A 26,430-nucleotide genomic window follows, 5' to 3' on the forward strand; every position below is an offset into this window, starting at 1 on the left:
GAGGAGGTGACAACAATGGATCCAAAAACAGCAGGCAGTTTTTATACTCTTTGCAGCTGGGTCACAAAAATAGCTTATGTTAATCTATTATGGATCGTTTTTTCTGTAGCAGGCCTTCTATTACTTGGGATCATGCCAGCGACCATTGCTATTTGTACCGTAGTAAGAAAATGGTTTTTGAAGGATCCTGAATTTGCGATATTCCCTGTCTTTATGTCCACATATAAACAAGAATTTTTTTCAGCAAATAAACTCGGGTTTATACTATTGTTAACGGCTGGTTTTTTACTTGCTGATGTTCTTTTCCTGCAAAGTGTCGGTGGGTTGATTCAGGTGATTTTCACGGTACCACTTATCATTGTAATCTTCCTGCTTACTGCTATAATCCTGTACGTTTTTCCGGTTTACGTACATTTTGAACAATCCTTCTTTTTGCAGATTAAAAATGCACTGCTGATAGCCATTGTGAATCCATTGCACCTTTTCTTAATGATGATCACCATATGTGCAGTAAGTGTTATCTATTGGCTGCTGCCTAGTTTAATTCCGTTCTTTGGAATATCTTTGATTACAGTTCTCGTGATGTTCTTCGCATTAAAGAGCTTTGCTTCTCTTGAATGTCGCCAAAAGGAAACAATCTAAAATAAAAAGATTCCTAGTAATGTGACCCCCGAAAGTTATTGTCTAACTTTCGGAGGTTCCTACATAGTGAGTCTTTTTTTGTTTATCTTTATGATTTTGTAGGGTACTGAATTAGTTTATATCGGTCTGAATATGACAGCAGATTAAAGGGGAACTTTAAAAATAGATAAGTAAATTATTGTAAAATTCGTAAAAACCAGATATAATACAATTAACAATTAGTTAATCATTAATGGAAGGGATGGAGGTGATTTTTTGCTGGATGAGTTTATTGATCCTAAAGAAGCTTTAAAGGCGTACGATGTAAAGAAATATCGTACGCCTGATGGATATACAAGTGATATAGCGATTTTCACAATCACTCATGACGAAGCAGCGGTTTATGGCCGTTCGTTAAGGATTCTTCTTATAAAAAGATCTCTTTCTAATGCTGATGGTTCACCCAATATTGAGGGAGGCAAGTGGGCGCTGCCTGGAGGATTTATTGATCCGCATGAAACAGCTATTGAAGCGGCAGCACGCGAGTTAGCGGAAGAGACAGACATCCGAGGTCTTCATTTAAAGCATTTTGGTGTGTATGACAGGGAAGGGCGCGATCCACGGGGTTGGATGATAACGAACGCACATTACGCGGTCGTTCCTGAACATCTTTTAGAGAATCGAAAAGCCGGAGACGATGCAGCAGACGTCAAAGTCCTTGAAGTAAGGGATGCTCTTAATCAGGAACTTGCTTTTGACCACAGATATATTATTAAGGATGCATTGGCGCAAATTCGATTGGATATGGTTCAAACGACTTTGGCAAAAGAGTTCCTACCAGAAGAATTTACATTATCTGAACTACGCAATGTTATTCTTTGTACTGCCGGGGATATTGTGAATGAAGTGGTAAAGTCTGAACCGTTTTTCTGGAGAAAGGCCCCGAAATTTCCGTTTCTTGAAGCAGTTCTTAATGAGGACAATAGTCATAAAACGACACAAAGAAACTCGAAATTTAAAACAAAGCTCTATCGTTTTACAGATTATATTCCTATAAAGAGTATCTATAAATAAGCGGGCTCTAAAGATTAAACCACTTTATCTAAAAGGAGTGTCGGGCTATGAATAAAAAAGCTTTGATTAATATTGATTACACGAACGATTTTGTGAATGGTGCTCTTCCAGTAGGAAAACCTGGTGAAGAAATAGAAAAGAAAGTTGTTTCATTAACGAAAGAATTTCTAGAATCCGAAAATTATGTTGTGTTAGCTATTGATGTCCATGTAAAGGATGATCCATTTCATCCTGAAACGAAATTATTTCCTCCACATAACCTAGCTGGAACAAAAGGACGTGAATTATATGGTGGTTTAGCGGAATTCTATGAAGAGAATAAGAATTCCGAAAAGGTTTTATATATGGATAAAACTCGATATTCTGCGTTTGCTGGGACCAATTTAGATATCTGGCTTCGTGAACGCGGTGTAACAGATCTTCATTTAATTGGTGTCTGTACGGATATATGCGTCTTGCATACTGCGGTAGATGCTTATAATAAAGGCTATAAAATCACGGTTCATGAAGAGGCTGTGGCAAGTTTTAATCAAGCAGGACACGAATGGGCGTTGGGTCATTTTAAAGGCAGTCTCGGAGCAACTATTCTTTAAGTGGGAGTGGGGAAAGTTATGAAGCAATACAATGATGATGGATGGGCATTGCATACAGATTTATACCAAATAAATATGGCAGAAACATATTGGAAAGATAATATTCATCAAAGAAAAGCTGTTTTTGAACTGTATTTTCGAAAGCTTCCGTTTGGCAATGGCTATGCCATTTTTGCTGGACTAGAAAAAGTAATCGAGTACATTAATAAATTCCATTTTACCGATAGTGATATAGCTTATCTAAAGGATGAACTTCACTATTCAGAAGAATTCTTATCCTATCTTAAAGAGATGACCTTCACCGGTACGATTAAAGCGATGTCGGAAGGAGAGCTTGTCTTTGGAAATGAGCCCATATTGCGTGTGGAAGCACCCCTTGCTGAAGCGCAGATTATTGAAACAGCCTTGCTGAATATTATCAATTATCAAACGTTGATTGCGACTAAGGCATCAAGAATCAAACAGGTTATTGGGACGGAAACAGCGATGGAATTTGGAAGCAGAAGAGCACAGGAAATGGAAGCTGCCATTTGGGGAACGCGGGCCGCTTTTATTGGCGGGTTTGATGCAACGAGTAATGTGCGTGCCGGTAAAATGTTTGGTATCCCAGTTGCGGGTACCCACGCCCATGCATTAGTTCAGGCATACCAAGATGAATACAAGGCTTTTCATAAATATGCTGAAACGCATAAAGATTGTGTATTTCTAGTGGACACCTATGATACGTTAAAGTCGGGTGTTCCAACTGCTATTAAAGTAGCAAAGGAATTAGGAAGCAAGATTAATTTCAAAGGGATACGCCTCGACAGCGGAGACCTTGCCTATTTATCTAAGGAAGCTCGGAAAATGCTGGATGATGCAGGCTTCCCAAATGCAAAAATCACTGCTTCTAATGATTTAGATGAATATACCATCATAAACTTGAAGTCACAGGGTGCCCGAATAGACAACTGGGGCATTGGGACGAAACTTATTACAGCATACGATCAACCGGCACTTGGAGCTGTTTATAAACTAGTTTCGATTGAGAATGAAGATGGAACCATGATGGATACAATAAAAATTTCCGGTAATCCAGAGAAAGTCACCACACCTGGTCTTAAGCGTGTCTATCGAATTATTAATAGCAGCAGTGGAAAAGCAGAAGGGGATTATATTGCCCTTGAGGAGGAAAATCCACAAGAAGAAGAGCGCTTGAAAATGTTTCATCCTGTTCACACCTATGTGAGCAAATTTGTTACTAATTTTATAGCGAAAGAACTTCATAAGGACATATTTATTAAGGGAGAGCTGGTGTACAAACTACCAGACCTTAAAGCGGCTCAACAATATACCTTTGAAAATCTTGAGCTGTTATGGAATGAATACAAGCGCTCCCTGCATCCTGAAGAATATCCCGTAGATTTGAGTCAAAAATGCTGGGACAATAAAATGAAAAATATTGAAGAAGTAAAGCAAAAGGTTCAAGAGCGTCTGCAAGTAAAATAATCAAGGAGGAACAGAAGTGGGCAAAATAGGTATCTATGGATCATCCTTTGATCCGGTCACTAATGTCCATTTATGGACAGCGTCTACGATTGCTAATAGGGCGAAGCTTGACCGTGTCATTTTCCTGCCTTGTGCGAACAACCGAATTGATAAGCAGATGAAAACAAGTAATGAACATCGCTGGAACATGCTTCAAATGGCGATCGCAGATAATCATAAATTTGAAGCGAGTGATTATGAAATGAACGAGCTTGCCGGTACAAGTAAGCAGTACACTTGGTATACGATGGAATATTTTACAGAGGTATACCCGAATGATGAACTATATTTCATTATGGGAGCAGATCTCCTAATTGAGATGGATAATCAAGATCTGCCTATTCATAAGCGTTGGAAACATCGAGAAAAGCTGATTGCAAATCATAAATTTATCGTTATGGCCCGAGATGGAATTGATATGTTAAAAGCTATCTCTAAAAGTCCGCTGCTTCGAAATTCCGATGACGGCAGAAAGTTTCACTTAATCGATAAAGGATTGCAAATGGAAATAAGCAGTTCTTACATCCGCGATGAACTGGCTGCAGGAGGAGAACCAAGATACCTTTTGCCTGATCCATGTTACCAATATATAAAGGATCATGGTTTGTATCAGAAAGAACGATTGTAGGTGTACATGCATAATCAAGCTGTCGATATTCTCGACAGCTTTTTTCTGTGTTGCCGCACCAAGCCTTCCGCACAAGAAGATGCCGGAAGCGCACACTATTTGTCCGATTCCGCACACAAAAAAGCTTCAAGCGCACAGAAATATTCTGTTTCGCACAAAAGAGATGCCTAGAGGAAAGCAACCCCCTAAGCAACACGCGAATAAAGACAGTTTGGATGGAGAAAGAGTCTCGGTTGAAGGGATGAGTGATGGTACGAAGGATCAATTATACTTGGCTCTCCGCCTGGCAAGTATTGATAAATATGTTCAGGAAAATGAACATATTCCTTTCATAGTTGACGATATACTGATCCATTTTGATGATGAACGGGCAAAAGAAACCTTAAAGGTACTATTAGAGCTATCAAAGAAAACACAAGTTATATTCTTCACTCATCATTCTAGGTTGATTGAGTTAATGAAGGATATAGCCAGTGAGGTGAACAACTTACGAAGTTAGTGGGTGTTTAGTGAATTTTTTTTACCAAATCCTTCGAAGGTAACTAGTATGAATGGTATTTAATTGGTAAAATATGAATACCCAACTTTGGTGTCGGCATAGATATAACCTGTCAGGAGGAGTGAAAAATGGAACAAAAAAAAGTTCATTTATTTCCGTATCAGGTGAAAACTGTCGAACTTGAAACAACTGAAGTGCCAAGAGGAGTCGAATTGATTCAGGCTCCAAACGTGTGGAACAAATCAAAAGGAAAAGGTATTACAGTAGCCATACTCGACACAGGCTGTGATATAACCCACCCAGATTTGAAGAATCGGATTATCGGCGGGCGGAATTTTACTGATGATGATCAATCCAATCCCGAAATGTTTGTCGATTATAATGGACATGGTACCCATGTGGCCGGGACAATTGCGGCGGAAAAGAATGATGTTGGTGTGGCAGGAGTGGCACCTGAAGCTGATTTATTAATTTTGAAGGTTTTAGACAAAAAAGGTTCCGGCCAATACGAATGGATTATTAATGGAATCAATTATGCGGTCGAACAAAAGGTAGATATTATCTCAATGAGTCTTGGAGGTTCTGAGGATGTCCCAGAGCTCCATCAAGCAATCCAACAGGCAATTTCTAAACAGATTCTTGTCGTGTGTGCAGCAGGGAATGATGGTGACGGAGATGATACTACGGATGAAATGGGCTATCCCGGCTGCTATAACGAAGTCATTAGTGTAGGGGCAATTGATTTAGAGAGAAGGTCTTCACCGTTTACCAATTCTAATAATGAGGTGGACCTGGTTGCTCCGGGTGAGGAGATTCTCTCAACCTATCTAAATGGCCAGTATGCTAAACTGAGTGGTACGTCGATGGCGACTCCTCATGTATCTGGTGCGCTGGCGTTAATTAAAGTGATGGTAAACGAGAGCTTTGGACGAACACTGACTGAACCGGAGCTCTATTCACAGTTAATTAGAAGAACAATTCCGCTGGGGAATTCCCCGAAGCTTGAAGGCAATGGGTTGTTATATCTTACAACGGTAGACTATTTAGAAGAAGTCCTAAGTAAGAAAATGAAACCTGAGAAGTTAAGTATATGATGAATGACCTTTTGCATGAACTTGCCCAAGAACGTGCGTGGTGCAAAGCTGAGCTAAAAGCTGTTTTGAATCGTGATTATTATAATGAAGGTACCGACTTAAAACAAAAAAATGACTATTACCGTATGATTTCTTTTAAGGATAGTTATCTATCTTCACGAATAAGAAAGCTTTTAGAAGAAACACATCTTCAAAAATTAAGCTATACCCCGCATCGATATTTATATCCCTGGGTCGATCTACAGGAAGATCGAACGCTTAAAAGTTTGTATTCGGGGAAAAGGATGGATCCCCTTGAGGTGATTGAAGCGGATATTCGGAAATTAGAGCAAGAAGCTCAGCAGGGACAATTAGGGACGTCACTTTTAAACTGTGAACATGTGGTTCCACAATCCTGGTTTCACAAGAAAGATCCGATGAAAGGAGATCTTCATCACCTTTTTGCCTGTGACCCTGGATGTAATAGCATCCGCGGTAACCATCCATATGATGACTTTTTAGATTATATTCCAGAGCGGTTGATTCTTGGTATAAAGGATGGATGCGGAAAAAATGAGGGTGGAAAGTTTGAGCCTGAATACGGAAAAGGAATCGTGGCTCGGTCCACCCTCTATTTTTTACTGCGCTACCCGCAAACCATATCGCACGAACTGGTGAATATCTCTCTTTTACTAGAATGGCATCAAAGGTTTCCGGTATCACGCTATGAATTGCACCGAAATCAAGCCATTCAGGAGCTGCAAGGAAATCGTAATCCTTTTATTGATTTTCCTGAATCTGCACGGTCAATGATTCTATAAATATAGGGAAAAACTTGAGAAAACCCGGAATTTCGGCATTTCTCAAGTTTTTTTTGTTATTTTAAAAGAACATAGAATGTAAAATCGTCCGCTGGTTTGATACAATTAGTAGTATGAGTATAATAAAGGAATGATAATTTTGAAAAAACTTAGCTGGATAATTTCAGGAATTGGTGCCTTGTTGATTGTTGGGGGGCTGCTTTATCCTCTGGACATGATTACAAAAAATACATTTATTTATATGCTGCTTGGCGGTTCAGTCACTATGTTTATTGCATCAATGATTAGAGCCTATGCGATAATGAAAGACAAATAAAAAAGTTGTACCTGTAAAAACAGGTACAACTTTTTATTATTTAGTTACAAAATTTTCGGTATAATAGGGTCGTTTGTCTGAACTGAAGTCAACACCGACGCCTAATTCTCTGAAGTCCTTCTGCAGGATGTTTTCCCGGTGGCCAAGTGAGTTCATTAGGCCCTCATGTGCAAAGATACTACTGAGCTGTCCAGTAGCTAGGTTTTCCCCAGCTGTGCTAAAGCGGATGTTGTCAGCTTTCATTCGGTCAAAGGGAGACTCACCTCTGAGGTTAGTATGGTTAAAGTAATTATTCTTAGCCATATCAGCACTGTGCTTACGAGCAGTGTCCTTAACGACTTCATTCCATGTTAGGAAGTTAAGGCCATGGGTGACTCGAGCAGCATTGGTCAAATCAAATAATTGATATTCAAATCCTTCTTTAAGTTCATCATTCGGTTCAGGATAGAATGTCTTTTTTTGCTTTTCAAGTTCTGCAGATATGATTTGAATCGCAGTAACGCGATCGTTTTCATGTTTATCGTAAAAAATAGTAATATAGTTGTCATCGAGTTTGAAGAGGGTAGATTCCTGCGTGTCTTGCATCTGATAAGTAACAATACCTTTTCGCATAGACGTAAGTGGTTCACCAAGAAGCTTAAGTGCTTCATTTTTAGAACTGTTCAGGGTAATTCCAGATTTAGACGTAATTAGGTCCTGATTAGTATACAGCCCAGCGACCTTCCCTGCATCGTTGTAGGCGGCCATAAAGAAATTTTGATAATCAGTATGATAAGTGTGCCATTTCACACCATATTCGTTAATAGACGCCCGTTTAGCCTTCCCAACCTGTTTCTCAACTTTTTCTTTTGAATCACCAATTTCGATGTTATAAACAGAGAATGATTGAGTAGTTGGTGAGGATAAATCAGGTTTTTCCACTGACTTTGACTCGAACTTCGAATCAGGGTCCATTTTTTGATCCAATTTATCAATCAATGTAGATAATCCAGTTTGTAATCGTTCAAAAGTTGAGATGACAGTAGGATTTTCTTTGATAGATATAATATCAGTCTTAGCATCTATATAGGCAGCTTGATAATTGCCGTTCTTTAAATGGTCGCCGTACAAATTCCAGACACCAGCTAGAATAAGGCATACAATGATTAATTTTATCAAACGTTCCAAATATTCTCCTCCTAACTTTATATAGAAACGTGTATAGTTATATCCATTTATGAAGTTGTATCAAACTATTTTATCTTTTTTTAATAAATAAATGAAACATTGGGTCTCTAGTAAATTAAGTAAAAAAAGAGGGTGACACTAGAACGTTGGCCGTTCGGTGTCATCCTCTTTTAAAATCAGCTGATTTTGAAGCTGAAGAGTTTATGCCATTTTTTTTGTTGTTTAGTCAAGGTAATGCCCATTTTATTCAGGAGAGTTTCACAGAACCTTCCGTTGTCACTGATGACTAACTTACCGGAAGGATCTACTATTTCTGTTTCCATACTGCCATGATTCACTGGCATTCCATCGAAGAAGGTAAGCGGCCACTTTTTAATGAGAGCAGCACTACGTGTTTTATTATTATATTCATACAATAGAATATCTTGATCTATCGTAATAAAGTTTCCAGCTTTTTGTTCATCCTCGTAGTATCCTTCGGAAATAAACTTAGCAGTTGGATGCAGCTCCTGCAGCATTCTTATTCCGTTTTTACTCATTCCCATGTTATCCCGTTTAAGCAAGAAAGGGGTGACTTGGATGTTTTTAATATGATAATCATGTAACCGTTCAGCGGTCAGCAAGTATTTAAAATCATGTGTGACCGTTGTTTGTATTGTATATTCAGGATGCGCAAATTTCATTTCCAGCGCATCAAGAAATTCTTTTGAATCCTCATTTTTATTAATATTTTCATAGTTTAAATGCCCGCAATTTGTAAGGAATGATAAATTCCAATTGTCTTTATTGTGAATATCTGTATCCAAACGGTAGTCCAACAGTTCTTCAAGACTGTATCTAAAATATTCATTCAGCCCAAGAAAAGCAAAATACCGACTTGTTAGGATTAACAGGCCATAGACTTTAGTTTCGTTCTTCACAAATTCCGCTTCAATTGCTTTTAATATTACCTCATCAGAATGAAGGCAGTATTTTTCAGCTTCAAGCAATAGTGGTTCAAACTGACTGATCAACGATTTTTGTGAAAAAGTCGGCTTGCTTCCAATCCAGTTATACATGATATCCTCCCAGAAATTACTTTATTTTGCTAATTCATTTGTTTATTATAAAGAGTGTTTCAGAAATAAGATAGTGTATTTTTTTCCTTTTTATCTTTTTTTATTTTAGTAAAGATTATCTCCACAATATAATAAGTTTTTCGTCAATCTTCGTCATGGTTCTTTCCTTATTTCTTCTGCTTGTCGAAATGTATTTTTCCCCTTAACTTCGAACGAAACGCTGTAGAGTTAAGCAATTTTCATAGATTGTCTTAGTATCTTCTATAAGATTATAATTACCTTTGCCTGTATTATATAAGAAGAAATAAAAAATGACAGGACTTTATAATTATTTTCATTTATTTGATTTGCTTTTTGGGTATTTTCCTGTTATTCTAAATAAGAATTATTTTTGTTCGGTACTACGATTACAAAAAGTTTTTACTTTTCGTCTCGATATGTAACTTAGAGCAAGAATAGTAATACATTGTGTGTAAAACGCACTAGGAGGCAACAAAAATGGAACAAGGTAAAGTAAAATGGTTTAACGCAGAAAAAGGATTCGGCTTCATCGAACGCGAAAACGGAGACGATGTATTCGTACATTTCTCAGCTATCCAAAGCGAAGGTTTCAAATCTTTAGACGAAGGTCAAGAAGTTACTTTTGAAGTAGAACAAGGTCAACGTGGACCCCAAGCTTCTAACGTTCAAAAAGCATAATATTGATCCATCATATAGAACAGGCTCTATTTATAGAGCCTGTTTTTTTGTGTATAAAAACACTTATTCCTTGACGAGATGGGCAAAGATAGGAGAAAAGTTATAAATTCGATCAGAAAAGTCGGAATATTTCATTTCTTTATTGACATCTATAATGTATACGTGTAAGTTTATAAAGAATTTAATAATAATCTTATCAAGAGAGGCGGAGGGACTGACCCTGTGAAGCCTCGGCAACCGGCAAGTGTACGGTGCCAAATTCAGAAGGACCGTGGTGTCCTGAAGATGAGATGTGGTGGTACGTGATAGTTTCTTTGTACTTTGCCCTTCTCATTGAGGAGGGCTTTTTGTTGTTTTCTGTACGATTACGAATTAAAAGGAGGAAAAGGAGTATGACACAACTGAAATTTGCCTATTGGGTACCAAACGTAAGCGGGGGATTAGTCATATCAAGGCTGCCGCAAAGAACGGACTGGAGTTTTGAAGCGAATAAGCGTTATGCACAAATAGCAGAGAAAAATGGTTTTGAATATGCATTATTGCAAACACGTTTTATAGCAAGTTATGGCGCAGAAAATCAACTAGAAGCCATTACACTAGCGTCTGCTTTAGCAAGTGTCACGGAAAAACTGCACCTTATATCGGCTGTTCATCCAGGATTATGGCATCCTGCAGTATATGCGAAGATGCTGGCAACACTCGATCATGTAAGTAACGGACGGGCAGCGGTTAATATCGTCAGCGGGTGGTTTAAAAAGGAATTTACAGGTTATGGTGAGCACTGGCTTGATCATGATGAACGATACCGCCGTTCTGAAGAGTTTATCGATGTTCTTCGTTCACTTTGGAAAGAAGAAGAAACAACATATAAAGGTGATTTTTACCGAATCAATCAAGCTCCTTTTAAACCAAAACCAAAAGAGAGAGACGGTATTCCTATCTTTCAAGGAGGAAATTCAGAAGCAGCAAGAGCAATGGCTGCAAGAGTATCGGATTATTATTTTATGAACGGTAATACACTTGAAGGATTTAAAAAGCAGATAGATGATGTGAAAGCGAGGGCAGCAAAAGAGGGACGAGAGGTTAAGTTTGCTGCAAATGGCTTTGTAATCGTGAGAGATACGGAAGAAGAGGCAATTGAATTGCTGCGAGACATTATAAGTCATGGAGATTCAAAGGCCGTTGAAGGCTTTAAAAACAGCGTGAAGGGTGCAGGGCAGTCAACCAAGGATAAAGACGGCATGTGGGCGGAGTCAACGCTCGAAGATCTCGTTCAATATAACGATGGATTTAAAACAGGATTGATTGGCACGGCTGAGCAAGTAGCGGATCGTATTATTGAACTTAAGAAACTAGGTATAGATTTAGTATTAACCGGTTATTTCCATTACGAAGAAGACTTAGAACGCTTCGGGCAAGATGTAATCCCCTTAGTCCGCAAAAAAGAAGCAGCACTAACAGTATCTCTCGTTTAAACCATTCTTCCATCCATACCCCATTGGGATATGGATTTTTTTTTAGTAGCTGAAACCCTCTATACGCCTCTTATTTATCAGAATTTACAGTCTATTTGTAAAATTTAAACATTGTCATTGTTTACATTTTTAATTACTATCTTTATAAAATATTTTATTGGAGGAGGAATGCTCGAATCGTCGTTTTATAACAAAAATAGAAGGGGGTAATGGGTAATGAAAAATATGAAGATACACGCTATTGTTTTCATGCTAGTTGTACTTACAGAATATATAGGCATACATAAGTTTGATCTTGGAATAGGGGTATTGGCATTATTTCCGATGCTTTATGCTATGGTACTCGGAGCCATTATCAGCTGGCCGTCGTTAAAGCTGCTAAAGAAACAGGAAATGAAGAGGGCTGCCTATGTCTTAGAAATTGCTTTCTTATTATTTGTGGCTAAATTAGGGACGATGATGGGTCCGTCTTTATCTCAACTTGCGGATGCCGGTCTGCCTTTGTTGTTTCAGGAAATGGGACATTTCCTCGGAACTATTGCTGTAGGCTTGCCGATCGCCCTTTTAATTGGGATGAAACGCGAAGCGATTGGCGCCACCTTTTCTATTGATCGTGAACCCAATCTTGCTATTATTGCTGAAAAATATGGTGCTGATTCGCCGGAATCAAGAGGAGCGCTTGGTGTCTATGTTTGTGGGACATTATTTGGTTCCATCTATTTAGCCTTACTGGCTGGATTCCTAGGAAACCTTGGGATCTTTCATCCGATTTCCTTAGCCATGGGAGCGGGTGTCGGTTCAGGAAGCATGATGGCTGCTGCGACTGGGGCACTAGCTGTTGTATTCCCAAAAGATGCAGAACAAATTGCCTTATTTGCAGGTGCAGCTAATATTATGACCATCATCATTGGGACGTATGTATGTATCTTTTTCTCTCTTCCTGTTACAGCTAAACTCTACGATAAGTTTGAACCGATTTTGGGAAGATGGAGCAAAAGTAAACCAACAGCGAAGAGTGAGGGGAAATCAATATGAAACAAAAAATAGGAATCATTTTTATCATTGGTATAATCGCCTTATTGGGTAACTGGGTAGGGTATGGAATACCTCCGCAGGATGCACTCGCAGGTATGCTTATCGTGATTGCCGTTACTGCTGCTGGACTGGCTATTACAACCTTCTTACCGCTGAAGCTGCCAGCAGTTGTCTGGATTTCGCTGCTGGCTTTATTGGTTACATCCCCAATTTTTCCAGGGCATGAATCGTTGGCTCAAGCAACTGGAAAGATTGAATTTATGGCGCTTGCCACACCAATTCTCGCTTATGCTGGTCTCTCTTTTGGCAAGGATATTCAAGAATTTAAGAAGCTGGGCTGGAGAATTGTGGTCATCTCACTGGTTGTTTATACAGGTACCTTCTTATTTGCAACCATTTTTGCTGAAATTACCTTTAAACTAACAGGAAAATTCCATTAATAGTTACGAAAGAAATTTGCTGTTAAGAAGAAAGATAGGAAAAGGGATAAACCAACTCGTCTTCCTGTACATGATTTCAACTAACGTGTATACTTTACTCAATTAACGCAGAGAATAATTGGGGTGAAGAGTTGGGACATTTATATGGAAAAACGTTTAATTGTGAAAAAGAATTGACCTTGTCGATCATTGGAGGCAAGTGGAAAATGCTTATCCTGTGGCATTTGGGAAGAGAAGGCACCAAGCGCTTTGGCGAATTAAAAAAAATGATACCTGGTATTACTCAGCGGATGCTTGCCAGCCAATTGCGCGAACTAGAAGATGATTTAATCCTTCATCGGGAGGTTTATCCTGTTGTCCCTCCAAAGGTTGAATATTCACTAACTGAGCGCGGTGAAACGTTAATGCCTATTTTGGAAGCGATGTATAATTGGGGTAAAGAGTATATGGACACTACTTCCGTTGACAAAGTGGTTGAAATATTAGAAAGTCATTAGATATTATTTTTGCTTAGTATACTTTTTCGCACTATATGCGGAAAAAGTGCGTACTTCTCATCACTTGTATATTGATTTAGAATGACATTAACAACATGAAAGATAAAATCCATAAGGGGAGTGAATAGATTGGAATTACAATTAGCAATAGATCTTGTAAATACAGAAGAAGCAATTAAAATCGTGGAAGAGGTTGCTGAATTTATTGATATCGTAGAAATTGGAACACCAGTCATTATTAATGAAGGACTAAGAGCGGTTAAAGAAATGAAAACTGCTTTTCCTTCATTAAAAGTACTTGCTGATTTAAAAGTGATGGATGCAGGCGGCTATGAGGTAATGAAAGCATCAGAAGCAGGAGCTGATATTGTTACAATATTAGGGGCTACAGATGATGCAACTATTACTGGAGCTGTGGAAGAAGCAAAAAAACATGGCAGTAAGATTTTAATTGATATGATAAATGTAAAAGACATCGCACAACGTGCACAAGAAATTGATGCACTTGGAGTCGATTATATTTGTGTTCATACTGGTTATGACCTTCAAGCAGAAGGTGAAAATTCATTTGAACAGCTTCGCACCATTAAAAAAGTTGTAAAACACGCTAAGACTGCTGTAGCAGGTGGAATTAAACTTGATACCTTGGCTGAAGTACTTGCTGCTGAGCCAGATTTAGTGATTGTAGGCGGCGGTATTACGGGTGTGGATGATAAAAAAGCGGTAGCTGCTCAAATGCAGCAAATGGTGAAGCAGGCTTCCGTTAAAGCATGAACACAGTTGATTACACCAAAGTGATTGTAAATGAACTTGAGCAGACTTTGGCTAAGGTTTCTGCTGATGAGTTAGATCAACTTGTCAATGCAGTCCTGAGGGCAGAAAAAGTCTTTGTAGCTGGTGCTGGCCGCTCGGGGTTCATGGCGAAATCCTTTGCCATGCGCTTGATGCATATGGGTGTACAAGCCTATGTTGTAGGAGAAACAATTACACCTGGAATCGGAAAAGCTGATCTTCTGATTGCAGGCTCTGGTTCTGGCACGACAAAAAGCTTAATCGCGATGGCTGAAAAAGCTAAAAGCCTTGAAGCTATCTGTACAGCAATCACTATTAATGCTGATTCCAAATTAGCAAACATATGTGATATTACTGTTCAGATTCCCGCCAAGCCAAAAGACAGTGAAAGTAATCAGTATCAATCGATCCAGCCCATGGGATCTTTGTTTGAACAAAGCCTTTTGCTGATCTATGATGCAGTCATCTTAGCGCTCATGGATAAAAAGGAACTCAATGGACAAACCATGTATGGGCAGCATGCGAACTTGGAATGAAAAATCAAAAATTCCCTCTGTATTTTTATACAGGGGGTTTTTTGTCGTTAAAACGTGTGTATAGGACAAACCTGGATGTGGGGAACATGTAAACAAGGAGGCGATAACTAAATGGAAACCATTGAAATTTTGTCCTTGATGATCAGCTTTGGGATGTTTGTGATCGCGATACTCCAGTTTCATGACGATGATAAAAAATTCTAATTCATTAAAAGAGTGAAGCGGGAGAGGAATAATACCCGCTTTTTTTATAGTTGTTCGTACGACTATATACAAATCTATCAGATTCCCATATAGTTACAATAGGGAAAAGAAATAGATACATAGGGGGGATTTTAGATTAATCATTTCTTATTTAATATTCCAGGTAATAATAGCTGGAAGAGATACCTGCTGTCTTCAGTTATTATAATTGCTTCTATATTTGCAGGTAGTTTTCTTTATTTAATTCTAGGTTTTCTTTATTCGACAATGAGTGGAAGCGATGCTCATCTCGATCTGGAAACAGGTGAAATAGTGGGGATGGACCCTACCATTGACTTGTTATTCTTAAATTTACTTTATGTCTTTTGGTTTTTAGGCATCTGGTTTTCTATTAGGGTTGTTCATAAACGTAAACTTAGAACACTTGTTACCGGAGCCACACGAATTCAGTGGAAACAAATCTTTAGTGGATTCGGGCTTTTCTTTGCACTTTTAATGATGCTTCAATTCATTTATTTCGTTTTGTTTCCTGAGCATTATATTTGGAACGATTTTGATGGTTCTAAATTTCTTTTCCTTTTTATCGTCGTTTTACTTTTAACACCGATTCAAACCACTGTCGAAGAATTAATCTTTAGAGGCTTCTTATTACAATGGATTGCAAAACTGAGCAGAAACCCAGTTATCCTGTCAATCATCATGGCAATCATATTTGGTTCCTTACATTTTGCTAATCCAGAAATGGAGCGTTCCGCAATGTGGGTGGGGCTGGACTATGTATTTGTTGGCTTTATGCTGACGTTTATCGCTGTGAAAGTTGGCAGTTCTGAGCTATCGATAGGGGCACATGCAGCGAATAATATGTTCCTTTTTTGGTTCTTAGCTGATGCTGATTCGGTTGGCGGTTCTGTTCCTGCCCTATTTACGGTTGCCGGGAATAACCCTGCTGTCTCATTTTTTATGGACGTCGTTTTATTTCTCGTATTTTATTTAGTAGTCACAAAAAAATTTAAACCTTCTGCTAACAAATTTGTATAAAAAAATGACCATCCCCTCATGTAGAGTGGATGGTCATTTTTTATAATTATATCTTTTTCTTCATCCAGAGTGGATAAATTAGTAATCCGAAGACAAATAATCCGATTCCAAGTAAGAATGTAGTCATATTAGCCGTACCAGTTTTAATGACCCAAATCGAATAGAATAGAGCAATTACGGTAATGACACCGTCGATTTTCCTTGCTCTTTTCGTTAAGTCATAGGTGTCACCCGTGATAACGAGTTTAAGCTGGTATACAGCAGAAACTAGGTATGGAATTAAGTACGCTAATGTCGCAATTGTCATTGAAAACTTATAGGCTTGAGTAACAGTTGCCGAGATCGTCGAGAATAAAAACAGTTGTGTCATAATGTTCGTTAAGGTCATAGAGCGAATGGGTGTGCCATTTTTGTTAGTTTTAGCGAAAAAGGCTGGAAATAAATTTACCTTTGCCGCTTGATAAGGTACTTCGGAGCTGACAACAATCCAACCGATTGCTGAGCCAAGTAAAGAGATAATCGCTAAACCAGACATCAGGTAACTGCCGCCGCTGCCAATCACCTGCTCTAACGCATCTGCAAGTGGTTTTTGTGAACCGCGTAACTCTTCTTGAGATAAAGCTCCCATTGTTAAGAGGGTAATACCCATATAGATGATTAGAGATACAATCAGACCGATAATTGTTGCCTTTTTAACATCATTTTGTGATTTAGCCCGGTTTGATAGCATAACAGCTGCTTCAATCCCGATAAACGCCCATAGCGTAGAGATTGCTGCTGAATTAATTTGACCGCCTAGTGACAAGGGATTGCCGGAAGGGTCGATATATTCAGCGCTTCCGCCAAGGTTAGAAGCATCAAAGATAAATAGTGCTGCAATAATAAAGAAGGCGAATCCTAACACTTTTGTTATCGTTGCTGCTAAATTGAGCTTACCAGCACTGTTAAAGCTTCTGGATAAAATTAATTGAATACCCCATAGAGCTGCAGAACAAATGATGAAGGTAATTCCTTTACCGACTTCCACTGAGTAGTTTCCAATAGTAAACCAAATTTTATTACTTTGCATAACTGGGAAAAAGGTTGTTAGGTACCCGGCAAATGAAATGATTACCGAAGCAGTAGCAGCCCAGTTTGCTGCCCAATATCCCCAAGCCATACTATATCCCGCAATCCGTCCGGTTTTTGGTGAAGAAAACATATCCTGTGCATAGCTTTGAGGTCCAGCTTTCAATTCGGGCTTGCGTACGGCTAAATTCCCGAAGACTAAAGCGATAAATAATACCCCGATGCCAGTTACTGCCCAAGCAAGTGTTGAACCAAGTGGACTTGAATCAACGGCTAAAGTTGCTGGAAGTATGAAAATCCCGCTTCCGACCATATTTCCTATTACGAATGTGGTTAGTATCCACAATCCCCATTTCTTATCCATCTTAATCTACCTTTCTAGTGAATCATTTTTTTGAAAGTCCTATGTGTTTTTACTTATAAGAAGCTGTGGAATCCTGCAAATGTATTAGTTAAAAATAATGTAGTCATATGATATATAGCCTGTGAAAAATTTAAATAACTACCTTAATACTTTGTCAGTATAATACAACATTTTAGTCTGGTAAAGTGGTAAATAACTAAAACATCAAAGTAAAATAAATGAAAATCATCGCAATAGTAAGAAAATTTAGTTTCAACACAGGTTTTCTGATAGCCTAGTATAATTTAAATTGATAAATAATTAAGAATAGTATGTATAATTAGATTGAAAAAAATTCCTTTTTGAAATATAATTTATAGAATATTTAAAAACTTCCAACAGGAGGAACTATCATGAAATTATTTATATCTGTGGATATGGAAGGGATTACGGGTTTAGTAGATTATACCCAAGTTGATTCTGGGAAGCATAATTATGAACGAAGTCGAATTATTATGACAGATGAGGCAAATGCTGTGGTCGAGTCAGCTTTCAAGTCGGGCTGCAAGGAAGTGTTTGTAAATGATAGTCATTCCAAAATGAACAATTTGCTTATTGAGAGGTTTCATCCAGAAACACAAGTGATTACAGGAGATGTTAAGCCCTATTCTATGGTACAAGGCCTTGAGTCCTCCTTCACAGGAGCGATTTTTACCGGGTATCATGCCAGAGCTTCCGTACCGGGAGTTATGTCACACTCGATGATTTTTGGAGTAAGAAATATGTACATAAATGATGTAACCATCGGAGAATTAGGATTTAATGCGTACGTTGCCGGTCATTATGGCGTTCCAATCTTAATGGTAGCGGGAGACGACCGTGCCGCCTTAGAAGCAGAACAGCTTATTCCTCATATCACGACAGCCATAGTGAAGAAAACGATTTCCCGTTCCGCCGTCACGACACTCACCCCAGCTAAAGCTCAAGATCTTTTAAAGGAAAAAACAGCGCTCGCTTTAAAGAATTCAGACAAGGTAAAACCTCTTATTCCTCCGAACGATCCACTTTTAGCGATCGAATTTGCTAATTATGGCCAAGCTGAATGGGCAAACTTAATGCCCGGAACAGAATTGGTACCTGGAACAACCACTGTTCGTTTTCAGGCAAAAGATATTTTAGAAGCATACCAGGCCATGCTTGTCATGACAGAATTAGCGATGAAGACGACATTTTGCTAGGGAGGATTAGCGTATGACTTCTTACATATTAAAGCGGCTAGGAGCTATGCTAGTAACACTGTGGCTGATTGTTACGCTGACATTTTTCCTTATGCATTCCGTGCCAGGGTCGCCATTTAATGAAGAAAGAACAACAAACGAGGCCATTCAAAAAAATCTAGAGGCCTATTTTCATTTAGATGAACCTCTTTATGTACAATATGGAATCTATATGAAGTCACTGGTTACATTTGATTTCGGTCCATCGATTAAACGATCATCAGATTCGGTAAATGCAATGCTCGAAAGAGGATTTCCGATATCCTTTGAACTTGGCTTCATCACGTTAGTAACAGCAATTGTTTCTGGCCTGTTTCTTGGAATAATTGCGGCGCTTCGTCACAATGGTTTCGTTGATTACTTAGCTATGACCATTGCTGTTTTAGGCATATCTATACCAAACTTTGTTCTAGCGACTTTACTAATTCAACAATTAGCTGTCACCTACGAGATTTTTCCTGCAGCAACATGGCAAAGTCCAATGCATATGGTACTGCCGACACTCGCACTTGCTACAGGACCTATGGCGATCATTGCCAGGCTGACCCGCGCGAGTATGCTTGAGGTATTAACACAAGATTACATAAGAACAGCGAAAGCAAAAGGATTATCACCAGTTAAGATTGTATTTAAACATGCATTAAGAAATGCAATGCTTCCAGTAGTAACGGTTTTGGGGACGCTTGCCGCCAGTATTTTAACCGGAACGTTTGTCATTGAAAAAATCTTTGCTATTCCGGGTATGGGAAGATATTTTGTTGAAAGTATCAGCAACCGTGATTACCCCGTTATTATGGGAACAACGGTTTTCTATAGTGCGATCCTAATTATTATGCTTTTTTTGGTCGACATCGCCTATGGACTTCTCGATCCACGAATAAAACTGCATAAGAAGGAGGGGAGATAATGGAACTGCGTAAGAAACAGAATTCACCCATCACCCCGGACATCCCCGATGAGTGGTTTACTCCAAGGGCAAAGGATATTGAACAGGCAGAAAAGGTTACAAGGCCAAGTCTTTCCTATTGGAAAGATGCTTGGTACCGGCTATTAAAAAATAAGCTTGCTATTTTAGGCCTTTTCTTCTTACTGTTTGTCGTTTTTATGGCCATATTCGGTCCATTAATTTCCCAGCATGGATTAGATCAAAAGCTGCAGGACCAAAACCTGCCGCCATCTACTACGTATTGGTTTGGAACAGATGGATTAGGCCGAGATGTGTTTACACGGACTTGGTATGGAGCTAGGGTTTCGTTATTTGTCGGTGTGGCGGCAGCATTAATAGACTTTATTGTTGGTGTTACATATGGAGGGTTTTCAGGTTATAAGGGCGGTAAAATCGACAATGTTATGATGCGTATTATTGAAGTGCTCTATGGTCTGCCTCATTTATTGGTCGTCATCTTGTTAATGGTAGTAATGGGGCCGGGTCTTGCGACAATTATTGTCGCCTTATCGGTAACAGGGTGGATTGGAATGGCACGGATTGTTCGCGGGCAGGTTTTACAAATAAAGAATTATGAATTTGTATTGGCTTCTAAAACATTTGGGACCAAAACAGGTCGAATTATTCGGAAAAACTTACTTCCCAATACAATGGGACCGATTATCGTTCAAATGACTTTGACGGTACCAGCCGCCATATTTGCAGAGGCTTTTTTAAGTTTCTTGGGTCTTGGTATTCAACCCCCGTTCACCAGCTGGGGAATGATGGCTGATGAGGGGTTATCATCGATCTTAACGGGTTATTGGTGGAGATTATTTTTCCCGGCATTCTTCATCTCTGTCACAATGTTTGCATTTAATGTGCTGGGAGACGGACTCCAGGACGCACTAGATCCAAAAATGAGGAGGTAAGCAGCATGGAAAAAATCCTTCAAGTGAAAGACCTTCAAGTCGCATTTAAGACATTTGGCGGTGAAGTTCAAGCGGTTCGCGGGGTAACCTTTGATCTTCTAAAAGGAGAGACGCTGGCCATTGTAGGAGAATCAGGCTGTGGTAAAAGTGTGACCTCACAGGCCATTATGGGTTTGATTCCATCGCCTCCAGGTAAAATTGCCGGCGGAGAGATTATTTTTAAAAATCGTGATTTAACGAGTTTACCAGAAAAAGAGTGGCGCAATGTCCGCGGAGCTGATATTTCTATGATATTCCAAGATCCAATGACGGCTTTAAATCCGACATTGACTGTTGGCGAGCAAATCATTGAAGGAATTATTCAACACGAAAAAATAGCGCGGACTGAAGCAAAAGCGAAGGCCATTGACATGCTGAATCTAGTAGGGATTCCAGTCCCTGAATCAAGAATGAAGCAATATCCTCACCAGTTCAGCGGCGGTATGCGGCAGCGGATTATGATTGCAATGGCATTAATTTGTCAGCCAGAGATTTTGATTGCAGATGAACCAACCACAGCTCTTGATGTGACCATTCAGGCACAAATTCTTGAACTTTTTAGAGATATCCAGAATCGAACCGGTGTATCGATTGTTCTAATTACACATGATCTCGGAGTAGTAGCACAAGTCGCTGACCGAATTGCGGTTATGTATGCAGGTAAAATTGTTGAGACTGGAACAAGAAGAGAAATCTTTTATAATCCTCAGCACCCATATACAAGAGGGCTGTTACAATCAGTTCCGAGATTAGACAGGGAGGATGCCGAGCTGATTCCAATAGCGGGATCACCGCCAGATTTATTTGCTCCTCCAACAGGGTGTCCATTTACGGCTAGGTGTGAATCAGCTATGGAAGTATGCAGCCGAGTTTATCCGATTGAAACGAGGTTGTCTGAGCAGCATCAAGTGCATTGCTGGTTACAGGACAAACGGGCTCGGAAACTGGTTGTACCGGTTATTACAATTAGTTAATAATCATTCCGGTGGAGTGATTTTTATAAAAATTAAGGGGGAAGAAAATGAAAAAACTTTCGATGTTACTGCTCATAATCATGGTATTTGCACTTGCTGCCTGTACGGCGAACGAAAATGCCGGTACAGAAAAGAAAGAAGGAGAAGAAAAGAATAGTAAAAAGGAAAAAATCCTTTATCTAAATAATGAATCAGAACCGACTTCGTTTGACCCTGTGATTGGGTATGATATTAAATCTTGGGATCCATTGAACAATCTGATGGAGGGGTTAACACGACTAGGAAAAGATCATAAACCAGAAGGGGCTATGGCCGAAGACTGGAAAGTATCAGACGATGGTAAAACATATACATTCAATCTTCGTAAAGATGCTAAATGGTCTAATGGTGACGATGTTACAGCAGGAGACTTTGTCTTCGCTTGGAAAAGACTGCTCAATGCTGAGACAGGTTCAGGAGCAGCGTTCTTAGGCTACTTTATCGAAGGTGGAGAAGCTTATAATACGGGAGAAGGTACAGCAGATGATGTGAAAGTAAAGGCTGTTGATGAAAAAACGTTTGAAGTTACGTTAACAAGCCCTCAAGCCTACTTTCTTAGTGTCATTACAAACCCTGCCTTTTTCCCAGTGAATGAAAAAGTAGCTACTGAGAATCCGCAATGGTTTGCTGAAGCAGATAGTTTTGTTGGTAATGGACCGTTTAATTTAACGGAGTGGGTTCATGACAGTCACTTTGTGATGAAGAAAAATGATACGTACTGGGATAAGAAAAACGTGAAACTTGATCAAGTAAATTGGGCGATTATTGATGACAGAAACACAGCATACCAAATGTTCCAAAAAAATGAGTTGGATGTATCTGCTATACCGCCGGATTTAAGTGAACAGCTAATGAAAGATGACAAAGTAAAAATTGATGACCAAGCAGGACTGTATTTTTACCGATTCAATATAACCATGGAGCCTTTCCAAAATAAAAATATTCGAAAAGCATTTGCATTGGCTGTTGATCAAGCACAGCTTGTAGACTATGTAGTAAAAAATGAACATAAACCAGCATATGGGTATGTTTCAAATGGATTTGAAGATCCATCTGGAAAAGATTTCAGAGAAACGAATGGCGATTTAATTAAAACCGATGTAAAGCAGGCAAAAGAACTATTAGAGAAAGGACTAAAGGAAGAAGGATATGAGAAGCTTCCAGAAGTAACGTTAACTTACAGTACACTTGATACTCATCAAAAAATTGCTGAGGCTATGCAGCAGATGTTTAAAGATAATCTTGGTGTCGAGGTCAAGTTAGCAAGCGTGGAAGCCAATGTTTTCGCAACAGATCAGAAAGCTTTAAAATACCAATTTGCCCGCAGCTCGTTTATTGCTGACTATGCAGATCCAATTAACTTTGTCGAAAACTTTCAAACTGGTCACCCGAACAACCGTACAGGTTGGGGAAATAAAGAATACGATCAGTTAATTAAAGATGCTAAAAATGAAAAAGATGAAGCAAAACGTTATGAACTAATGTATGAAGCTGAAAAATTCCTTATGGAAGAAGCACCGTTTGTTCCGATCCACTTCTATAACCAAGTTTCTCTATTTGCTGAAGGCGTAACGGATATTGTCCGTCATCCAGTTGGTTATACGGAATTGAAATGGGCAGATAAAAACTAAAAGATCCAAGATTACTGGCAGAATGGGGATGTTCCTAGGACATCCCCATTCTGGATAAGATAAGGATGTGAGGAACATGATCGTTAAACCATCCCGGCTGAAACGGGGAGATACTGTTGGAATTATTGCACCAGCAAGTCCGCCAAATCGTGAAAATTTACAACGGTCTCTGGCCTTTCTAGCGGATTTAGGGTTAAAAGTGAAAATGGGTCAGCATGTAGAACAAATAAATGGTTATTTAGCAGGATCAGATAATGAAAGAATAGAAGATTTACATACTATGTTCCAAGATGATGAAATCAAAGCGATTATCTGTGCTGGAGGCGGGTATGGAACCGCACGAATTGCAGACAGAATTGATTATTCCTTAGTGGCAGCTAATCCAAAAATATTTTGGGGTTATAGTGATATTACTTTTTTACATCAAGCTTTTTTGAAAAAAACGGGTTTGGTCACATTTCATGGACCGATGTTGGCTTCAGACATTGGGAAGGAAGACGTTGACGAGTTATCAAAAAAATTATTTGCTCAGCTTTTTGTGCCAGGGGAGGTTACCTACAATGAAGAAATTTCTCCTCTTCATACTGTCGTCAGCGGAAAAGCAAGCGGACAGCTGATCGGTGGAAATTTGTCATTACTAACAAGTACACTTGGCACGCAGTTTGAACTGGAAACAGCGGGAAAACTGCTGCTGATTGAGGATGTCAATGAAGAACCACGTGCAATAGATAGGATGCTGAATCAATTATATATGAGTGGAAAGTTGAGTCAGGCCGCGGGTATCGTTATCGGAGATTTTGCCAATTGTGTTCCTACGAGAAATCTGAGCTTATCACTAGTTGAGGTCCTTGACCATTATCTAAAGCTCGCAAACAAACCAGCTCTTTCAGGCTTTAAAATTGGCCATTGTTCACCTAATATCTCCATCCCGCTTGGCGTTGATGCCACACTTGATGCGGATAAAAAAGAGTTCATTGTATCAGCAGGAGTCGAATAGGCTGACATGAACAATACTGCGTGGGGTAGTTATTACACGCAGACGGGAATTTGGAGGATTTCAGTCTAATTTCAATCCAGAGAAGGAAGGTCATCATATGAAAATTGTCCAAATGGATACGTTTAGGATTGCTGTTCCTTTAAAAAAACCATTTAAAACCGCCTTACGGACAGTTCATACAGCTGAAGCTATATATGTGAAAATCATCTGTGATACTGGCGTGATTGGATGGGGAGAAGCACCGCCGACGCTTGTCATTACAGGAGATAGTTTACAAAGTATCGAGACAACTATTCAAATGGTTATCAAACCTGTTTTAATAGGAAGAAGTTTGTCGAATTATGAAGATATTTTCCGGGAAATGAATGCAAGTATTGTGGGTCATTCAAGTGCAAAAGCTTCGGTAGATATGGCGGTTTATGATTGTGTATCACAGCATGCTAAAATGCCGCTCTATCAATTTTTAGGCGGCTACCGTGACAAACTGGAAACGGACTATACTGTCAGTGTAAATAGTCCTCAAGAAATGGCTGAAGATGCTGTTTCGTACATTCAGCAAGGCTTCAATGTATTGAAAATTAAAGTCGGAAAAGATGATAGTTCAACAGATATTGAGCGGATTTCAGCCATCAGAGAACAGATTGGTAAAGATGTCGTGATTAGACTCGATGCGAATCAAGGCTGGGAGCCTAAAGAAGCTATTCGAGTCATCCGAAAAATGGAGGATCTCGATTTACAAATTGAACTCGTTGAGCAGCCTGTTAAAGCATGGGATATACAGGGAATGAAGCAGGTAACAGATGCTGTCGATACACTGATTATGGCTGATGAAGCTGTTTTCACACCTAAACAGGCGTTCGAAGTATTGAAAACGAGAAGTGCCGATTTAATTAACATTAAGCTGATGAAAGCAGGTGGCATCCATCAAGCTCAAGCCATTAATAGTATGGCAGAAGTATGCGGTGTCGAATGCATGATGGGAAGTATGATTGAAACAAAGCTTGGTATTAGTGCAGCGGCTCATTTCGCAGCTAGCAAAAAAAACATAACGCGCTATGATTTTGACGCACCATTAATGCTGTCGAAAGACATAATTAATGGAGGGATAATCTACCAAGGAAGAAACATTCGTATAAGCGAAAGTCGTGGATTAGGCATTAAAAACGTTGATCTTACTGGAGGTGCAGGGGATGGGAACTAAGTATATCATCAATGTGCCAGTTGCGAGTATTTGGACAAATCCGGAGAGTGTGAGGGATATTGACAGTCAAACAATTTCTAATCCTGCATTCCTGGAAGAGTGGCTCGACGAAATGACTTATGACGATAGGCTGGCGCTATGTGACCAAAACCTTTTACAAACACAAGCACTAATCGGCGAAGAAGTGGACGTTATCCATGAAATAGATGGTTGGTCAGAGATCATTCTTCTAGGGCAGCCCACAAAAAAGCATCCTCGTGGTTACCCAGGCTGGATTCCAAGTATCCAATTAACGGAGGTAAGCGATTGGAATCTTGACGAGATGGTGGCGGTAGTAAGTAGTAAGCAAATCGTTATCTATTTGGAAGATGACACGGAAATGATGAAGGTTAGTTATCAAACAGTACTTCCTATTCTAGAAGAAAAACAGGATGAGATCGTTGTTCAATTACCAGTAGGAACGGGGATTTTGAAAGCCAGTGACGTAGAAATTCTATCTTCACTCGCAAAGAGACCTATGGGTTTGGGGCAGCAAATTATTAACAGCGGTGAGAGATTTCTAGGTCTTCCTTATTTATGGGGCGGAACCAGCAGTTATGGCTATGATTGCTCTGGATTCACGTTTAGTATGTGCAAAGCGAATGGGTACGTGATTCCACGCGATGCAGACGATCAATTTACACAAGGATTGCAGGTAAATCTTGAACACATAGAACCTGGAGATTTATTGTTCTTCGCATATGAAGAAGGAAAAGGAACACTACATCATGTTGGTCTATATTACGGTGAGGGCAAATTGCTGCATTCACCCAATACGGGGCGAAGTATCGAAATTATCGATCTTGCAGGAACCATTTATGAAAAAGAGCTTTGCGGGGCCTGCCGTTATTGGACTGGGACGGAGGAATAGA

29 protein-coding genes and 1 riboswitch are annotated in these 26,430 nt (G+C 39.3%); of the genes, 26 read left to right on the forward strand and 3 right to left on the reverse strand.

All coding sequences use genetic code 11. The annotated features are described in order from the left end of the window. The first annotated feature begins 15 nt into the window (after positions 1 to 15). The 9 genes from MHI18_RS17305 (at position 16) to MHI18_RS17345 (ending at position 7,152) form a co-directional block, all read left to right on the forward strand. Positions 16 to 642, forward strand: a complete 627-nt coding sequence (locus MHI18_RS17305; protein ID WP_340849093.1) for a YesL family protein — start codon at positions 16 to 18, stop codon at positions 640 to 642. Between the two features lie 255 nt (positions 643 to 897). Next, positions 898 to 1,695 (forward strand): NUDIX domain-containing protein, encoded by a 798-nt coding sequence (locus MHI18_RS17310; RefSeq protein ID WP_340849096.1) that lies wholly within the window; start codon positions 898 to 900, stop codon positions 1,693 to 1,695. Positions 1,696 to 1,742: 47 nt separating this feature from the next. Then, positions 1,743 to 2,288 (forward strand): cysteine hydrolase family protein, encoded by a 546-nt coding sequence (locus MHI18_RS17315; RefSeq protein WP_340849099.1) that lies wholly within the window; start codon positions 1,743 to 1,745, stop codon positions 2,286 to 2,288. Positions 2,289 to 2,306: 18 nt separating this feature from the next. Further along, positions 2,307 to 3,776: a nicotinate phosphoribosyltransferase gene (locus tag MHI18_RS17320; protein WP_340849101.1), complete on the forward strand. Its 1,470-nt coding sequence runs from the start codon at positions 2,307 to 2,309 to the stop codon at positions 3,774 to 3,776. Positions 3,777 to 3,792: 16 nt separating this feature from the next. Continuing rightward, a complete protein-coding gene (gene nadD / locus MHI18_RS17325; protein ID WP_340849104.1) occupies positions 3,793 to 4,443 on the forward strand; it encodes a nicotinate (nicotinamide) nucleotide adenylyltransferase in 651 nt (216 codons plus the stop codon). 211 nt (positions 4,444 to 4,654) lie between these two features. Continuing rightward, positions 4,655 to 4,942, forward strand: a complete 288-nt coding sequence (locus MHI18_RS17330; RefSeq protein WP_340849107.1) for an ATP-binding protein — start codon at positions 4,655 to 4,657, stop codon at positions 4,940 to 4,942. Positions 4,943 to 5,070: 128 nt separating this feature from the next. Further along, entirely contained in the window at positions 5,071 to 6,036 is a 966-nt protein-coding gene (locus MHI18_RS17335; protein ID WP_340849109.1) for a S8 family peptidase, read from the forward strand. Continuing rightward, positions 6,036 to 6,836, forward strand: coding sequence for an endonuclease I family protein (locus MHI18_RS17340; protein ID WP_445670043.1), 801 nt, complete (start codon positions 6,036 to 6,038; stop codon positions 6,834 to 6,836). The genes MHI18_RS17335 and MHI18_RS17340 overlap by 1 nt, the downstream gene beginning before the upstream one ends. Before the next feature lie 139 nt (positions 6,837 to 6,975). Further along, on the forward strand, positions 6,976 to 7,152 hold the full coding sequence (locus MHI18_RS17345; RefSeq protein WP_340849114.1) for a hypothetical protein: 177 nt from the start codon (positions 6,976 to 6,978) through the stop codon (positions 7,150 to 7,152). A gap of 36 nt (positions 7,153 to 7,188) precedes the next feature. On the opposite strand, the gene MHI18_RS17350 is transcribed toward MHI18_RS17345, so the two are convergent. Continuing rightward, complete coding sequence (locus MHI18_RS17350; RefSeq protein WP_340849116.1) at positions 7,189 to 8,319, reverse strand: CAP domain-containing protein; 1,131 nt, start codon at positions 8,317 to 8,319, stop codon at positions 7,189 to 7,191. Positions 8,320 to 8,495: 176 nt separating this feature from the next. After that, complete coding sequence (locus MHI18_RS17355; protein ID WP_340849119.1) at positions 8,496 to 9,377, reverse strand: hypothetical protein; 882 nt, start codon at positions 9,375 to 9,377, stop codon at positions 8,496 to 8,498. 498 nt (positions 9,378 to 9,875) lie between these two features. On the opposite strand from MHI18_RS17355, the gene MHI18_RS17360 reads away from it, so the two are divergent. The 9 genes from MHI18_RS17360 (at position 9,876) to MHI18_RS17400 (ending at position 16,093) form a co-directional block, all read left to right on the forward strand. After that, on the forward strand, positions 9,876 to 10,076 hold the full coding sequence (locus MHI18_RS17360; protein ID WP_034304915.1) for a cold-shock protein: 201 nt from the start codon (positions 9,876 to 9,878) through the stop codon (positions 10,074 to 10,076). A 190-nt stretch (positions 10,077 to 10,266) separates the two neighbouring features. Next, positions 10,267 to 10,368, forward strand: a riboswitch (SAM riboswitch). Positions 10,369 to 10,468: 100 nt separating this feature from the next. After that, positions 10,469 to 11,551 carry a dimethylsulfone monooxygenase SfnG gene (gene sfnG, locus MHI18_RS17365; RefSeq protein ID WP_340849148.1) on the forward strand — a complete coding sequence of 361 codons (1,083 nt, stop codon included), beginning with the start codon at positions 10,469 to 10,471 and terminating at the stop codon, positions 11,549 to 11,551. A gap of 216 nt (positions 11,552 to 11,767) precedes the next feature. Continuing rightward, positions 11,768 to 12,586 (forward strand): DUF3100 domain-containing protein, encoded by an 819-nt coding sequence (locus MHI18_RS17370; protein WP_340849151.1) that lies wholly within the window; start codon positions 11,768 to 11,770, stop codon positions 12,584 to 12,586. Continuing rightward, positions 12,583 to 13,026 (forward strand): hypothetical protein, encoded by a 444-nt coding sequence (locus tag MHI18_RS17375; protein WP_340849153.1) that lies wholly within the window; start codon positions 12,583 to 12,585, stop codon positions 13,024 to 13,026. Before MHI18_RS17370 ends, MHI18_RS17375 begins: the two co-directional genes overlap by 4 nt. Before the next feature lie 131 nt (positions 13,027 to 13,157). Then, positions 13,158 to 13,523 (forward strand): winged helix-turn-helix transcriptional regulator, encoded by a 366-nt coding sequence (locus MHI18_RS17380; RefSeq protein WP_201648071.1) that lies wholly within the window; start codon positions 13,158 to 13,160, stop codon positions 13,521 to 13,523. A 129-nt stretch (positions 13,524 to 13,652) separates the two neighbouring features. Continuing rightward, a complete protein-coding gene (gene hxlA / locus MHI18_RS17385) occupies positions 13,653 to 14,297 on the forward strand; it encodes a 3-hexulose-6-phosphate synthase (protein WP_340849156.1) in 645 nt (214 codons plus the stop codon). Further along, on the forward strand, positions 14,294 to 14,851 hold the full coding sequence (gene hxlB, locus MHI18_RS17390) for a 6-phospho-3-hexuloisomerase (protein WP_340849158.1): 558 nt from the start codon (positions 14,294 to 14,296) through the stop codon (positions 14,849 to 14,851). The genes hxlA and hxlB overlap by 4 nt, the downstream gene beginning before the upstream one ends. A 111-nt stretch (positions 14,852 to 14,962) precedes the next feature. Next, positions 14,963 to 15,055, forward strand: coding sequence for a putative holin-like toxin (locus MHI18_RS17395; protein ID WP_235782502.1), 93 nt, complete (start codon positions 14,963 to 14,965; stop codon positions 15,053 to 15,055). 267 nt (positions 15,056 to 15,322) lie between these two features. After that, on the forward strand, positions 15,323 to 16,093 hold the full coding sequence (locus MHI18_RS17400) for a CPBP family intramembrane glutamic endopeptidase (RefSeq protein ID WP_340849161.1): 771 nt from the start codon (positions 15,323 to 15,325) through the stop codon (positions 16,091 to 16,093). 46 nt (positions 16,094 to 16,139) lie between these two features. On the opposite strand, the gene MHI18_RS17405 is transcribed toward MHI18_RS17400, so the two are convergent. Beyond that, positions 16,140 to 17,525, reverse strand: coding sequence for an amino acid permease (locus tag MHI18_RS17405; protein ID WP_340849163.1), 1,386 nt, complete (start codon positions 17,523 to 17,525; stop codon positions 16,140 to 16,142). Between the two features lie 392 nt (positions 17,526 to 17,917). Between MHI18_RS17405 and MHI18_RS17410 the strand changes: the two genes are divergently transcribed. The 8 genes from MHI18_RS17410 to MHI18_RS17445 all read left to right on the forward strand — a co-directional run bounded on the left by MHI18_RS17410 (position 17,918) and on the right by MHI18_RS17445 (position 26,429). Then, positions 17,918 to 18,742: a M55 family metallopeptidase gene (locus MHI18_RS17410; protein ID WP_340849165.1), complete on the forward strand. Its 825-nt coding sequence runs from the start codon at positions 17,918 to 17,920 to the stop codon at positions 18,740 to 18,742. A 13-nt stretch (positions 18,743 to 18,755) separates the two neighbouring features. Then, entirely contained in the window at positions 18,756 to 19,688 is a 933-nt protein-coding gene (locus MHI18_RS17415) for an ABC transporter permease (RefSeq protein WP_040374933.1), read from the forward strand. Continuing rightward, positions 19,688 to 20,638 carry an ABC transporter permease gene (locus tag MHI18_RS17420; RefSeq protein ID WP_340849167.1) on the forward strand — a complete coding sequence of 317 codons (951 nt, stop codon included), beginning with the start codon at positions 19,688 to 19,690 and terminating at the stop codon, positions 20,636 to 20,638. The genes MHI18_RS17415 and MHI18_RS17420 overlap by 1 nt, the downstream gene beginning before the upstream one ends. Before the next feature lie 5 nt (positions 20,639 to 20,643). Next, positions 20,644 to 21,651: an ABC transporter ATP-binding protein gene (locus MHI18_RS17425; RefSeq protein ID WP_340849169.1), complete on the forward strand. Its 1,008-nt coding sequence runs from the start codon at positions 20,644 to 20,646 to the stop codon at positions 21,649 to 21,651. Between the two features lie 47 nt (positions 21,652 to 21,698). Next, a complete protein-coding gene (locus MHI18_RS17430) occupies positions 21,699 to 23,321 on the forward strand; it encodes a peptide ABC transporter substrate-binding protein (protein ID WP_340849171.1) in 1,623 nt (540 codons plus the stop codon). A 76-nt stretch (positions 23,322 to 23,397) separates the two neighbouring features. Continuing rightward, on the forward strand, positions 23,398 to 24,318 hold the full coding sequence (locus MHI18_RS17435) for a S66 peptidase family protein (protein WP_340849174.1): 921 nt from the start codon (positions 23,398 to 23,400) through the stop codon (positions 24,316 to 24,318). Between the two features lie 97 nt (positions 24,319 to 24,415). Then, positions 24,416 to 25,519 (forward strand): mandelate racemase/muconate lactonizing enzyme family protein, encoded by a 1,104-nt coding sequence (locus tag MHI18_RS17440; RefSeq protein WP_340849177.1) that lies wholly within the window; start codon positions 24,416 to 24,418, stop codon positions 25,517 to 25,519. After that, positions 25,509 to 26,429, forward strand: coding sequence for a C40 family peptidase (locus tag MHI18_RS17445; RefSeq protein WP_340849179.1), 921 nt, complete (start codon positions 25,509 to 25,511; stop codon positions 26,427 to 26,429). Before MHI18_RS17440 ends, MHI18_RS17445 begins: the two co-directional genes overlap by 11 nt. Position 26,430: the final 1 nt, after the last annotated feature.

Source organism: Peribacillus sp. FSL H8-0477 (assembly GCF_038002765.1).
Classification (GTDB): Bacteria; Bacillota; Bacilli; order Bacillales; family DSM-1321; genus Peribacillus.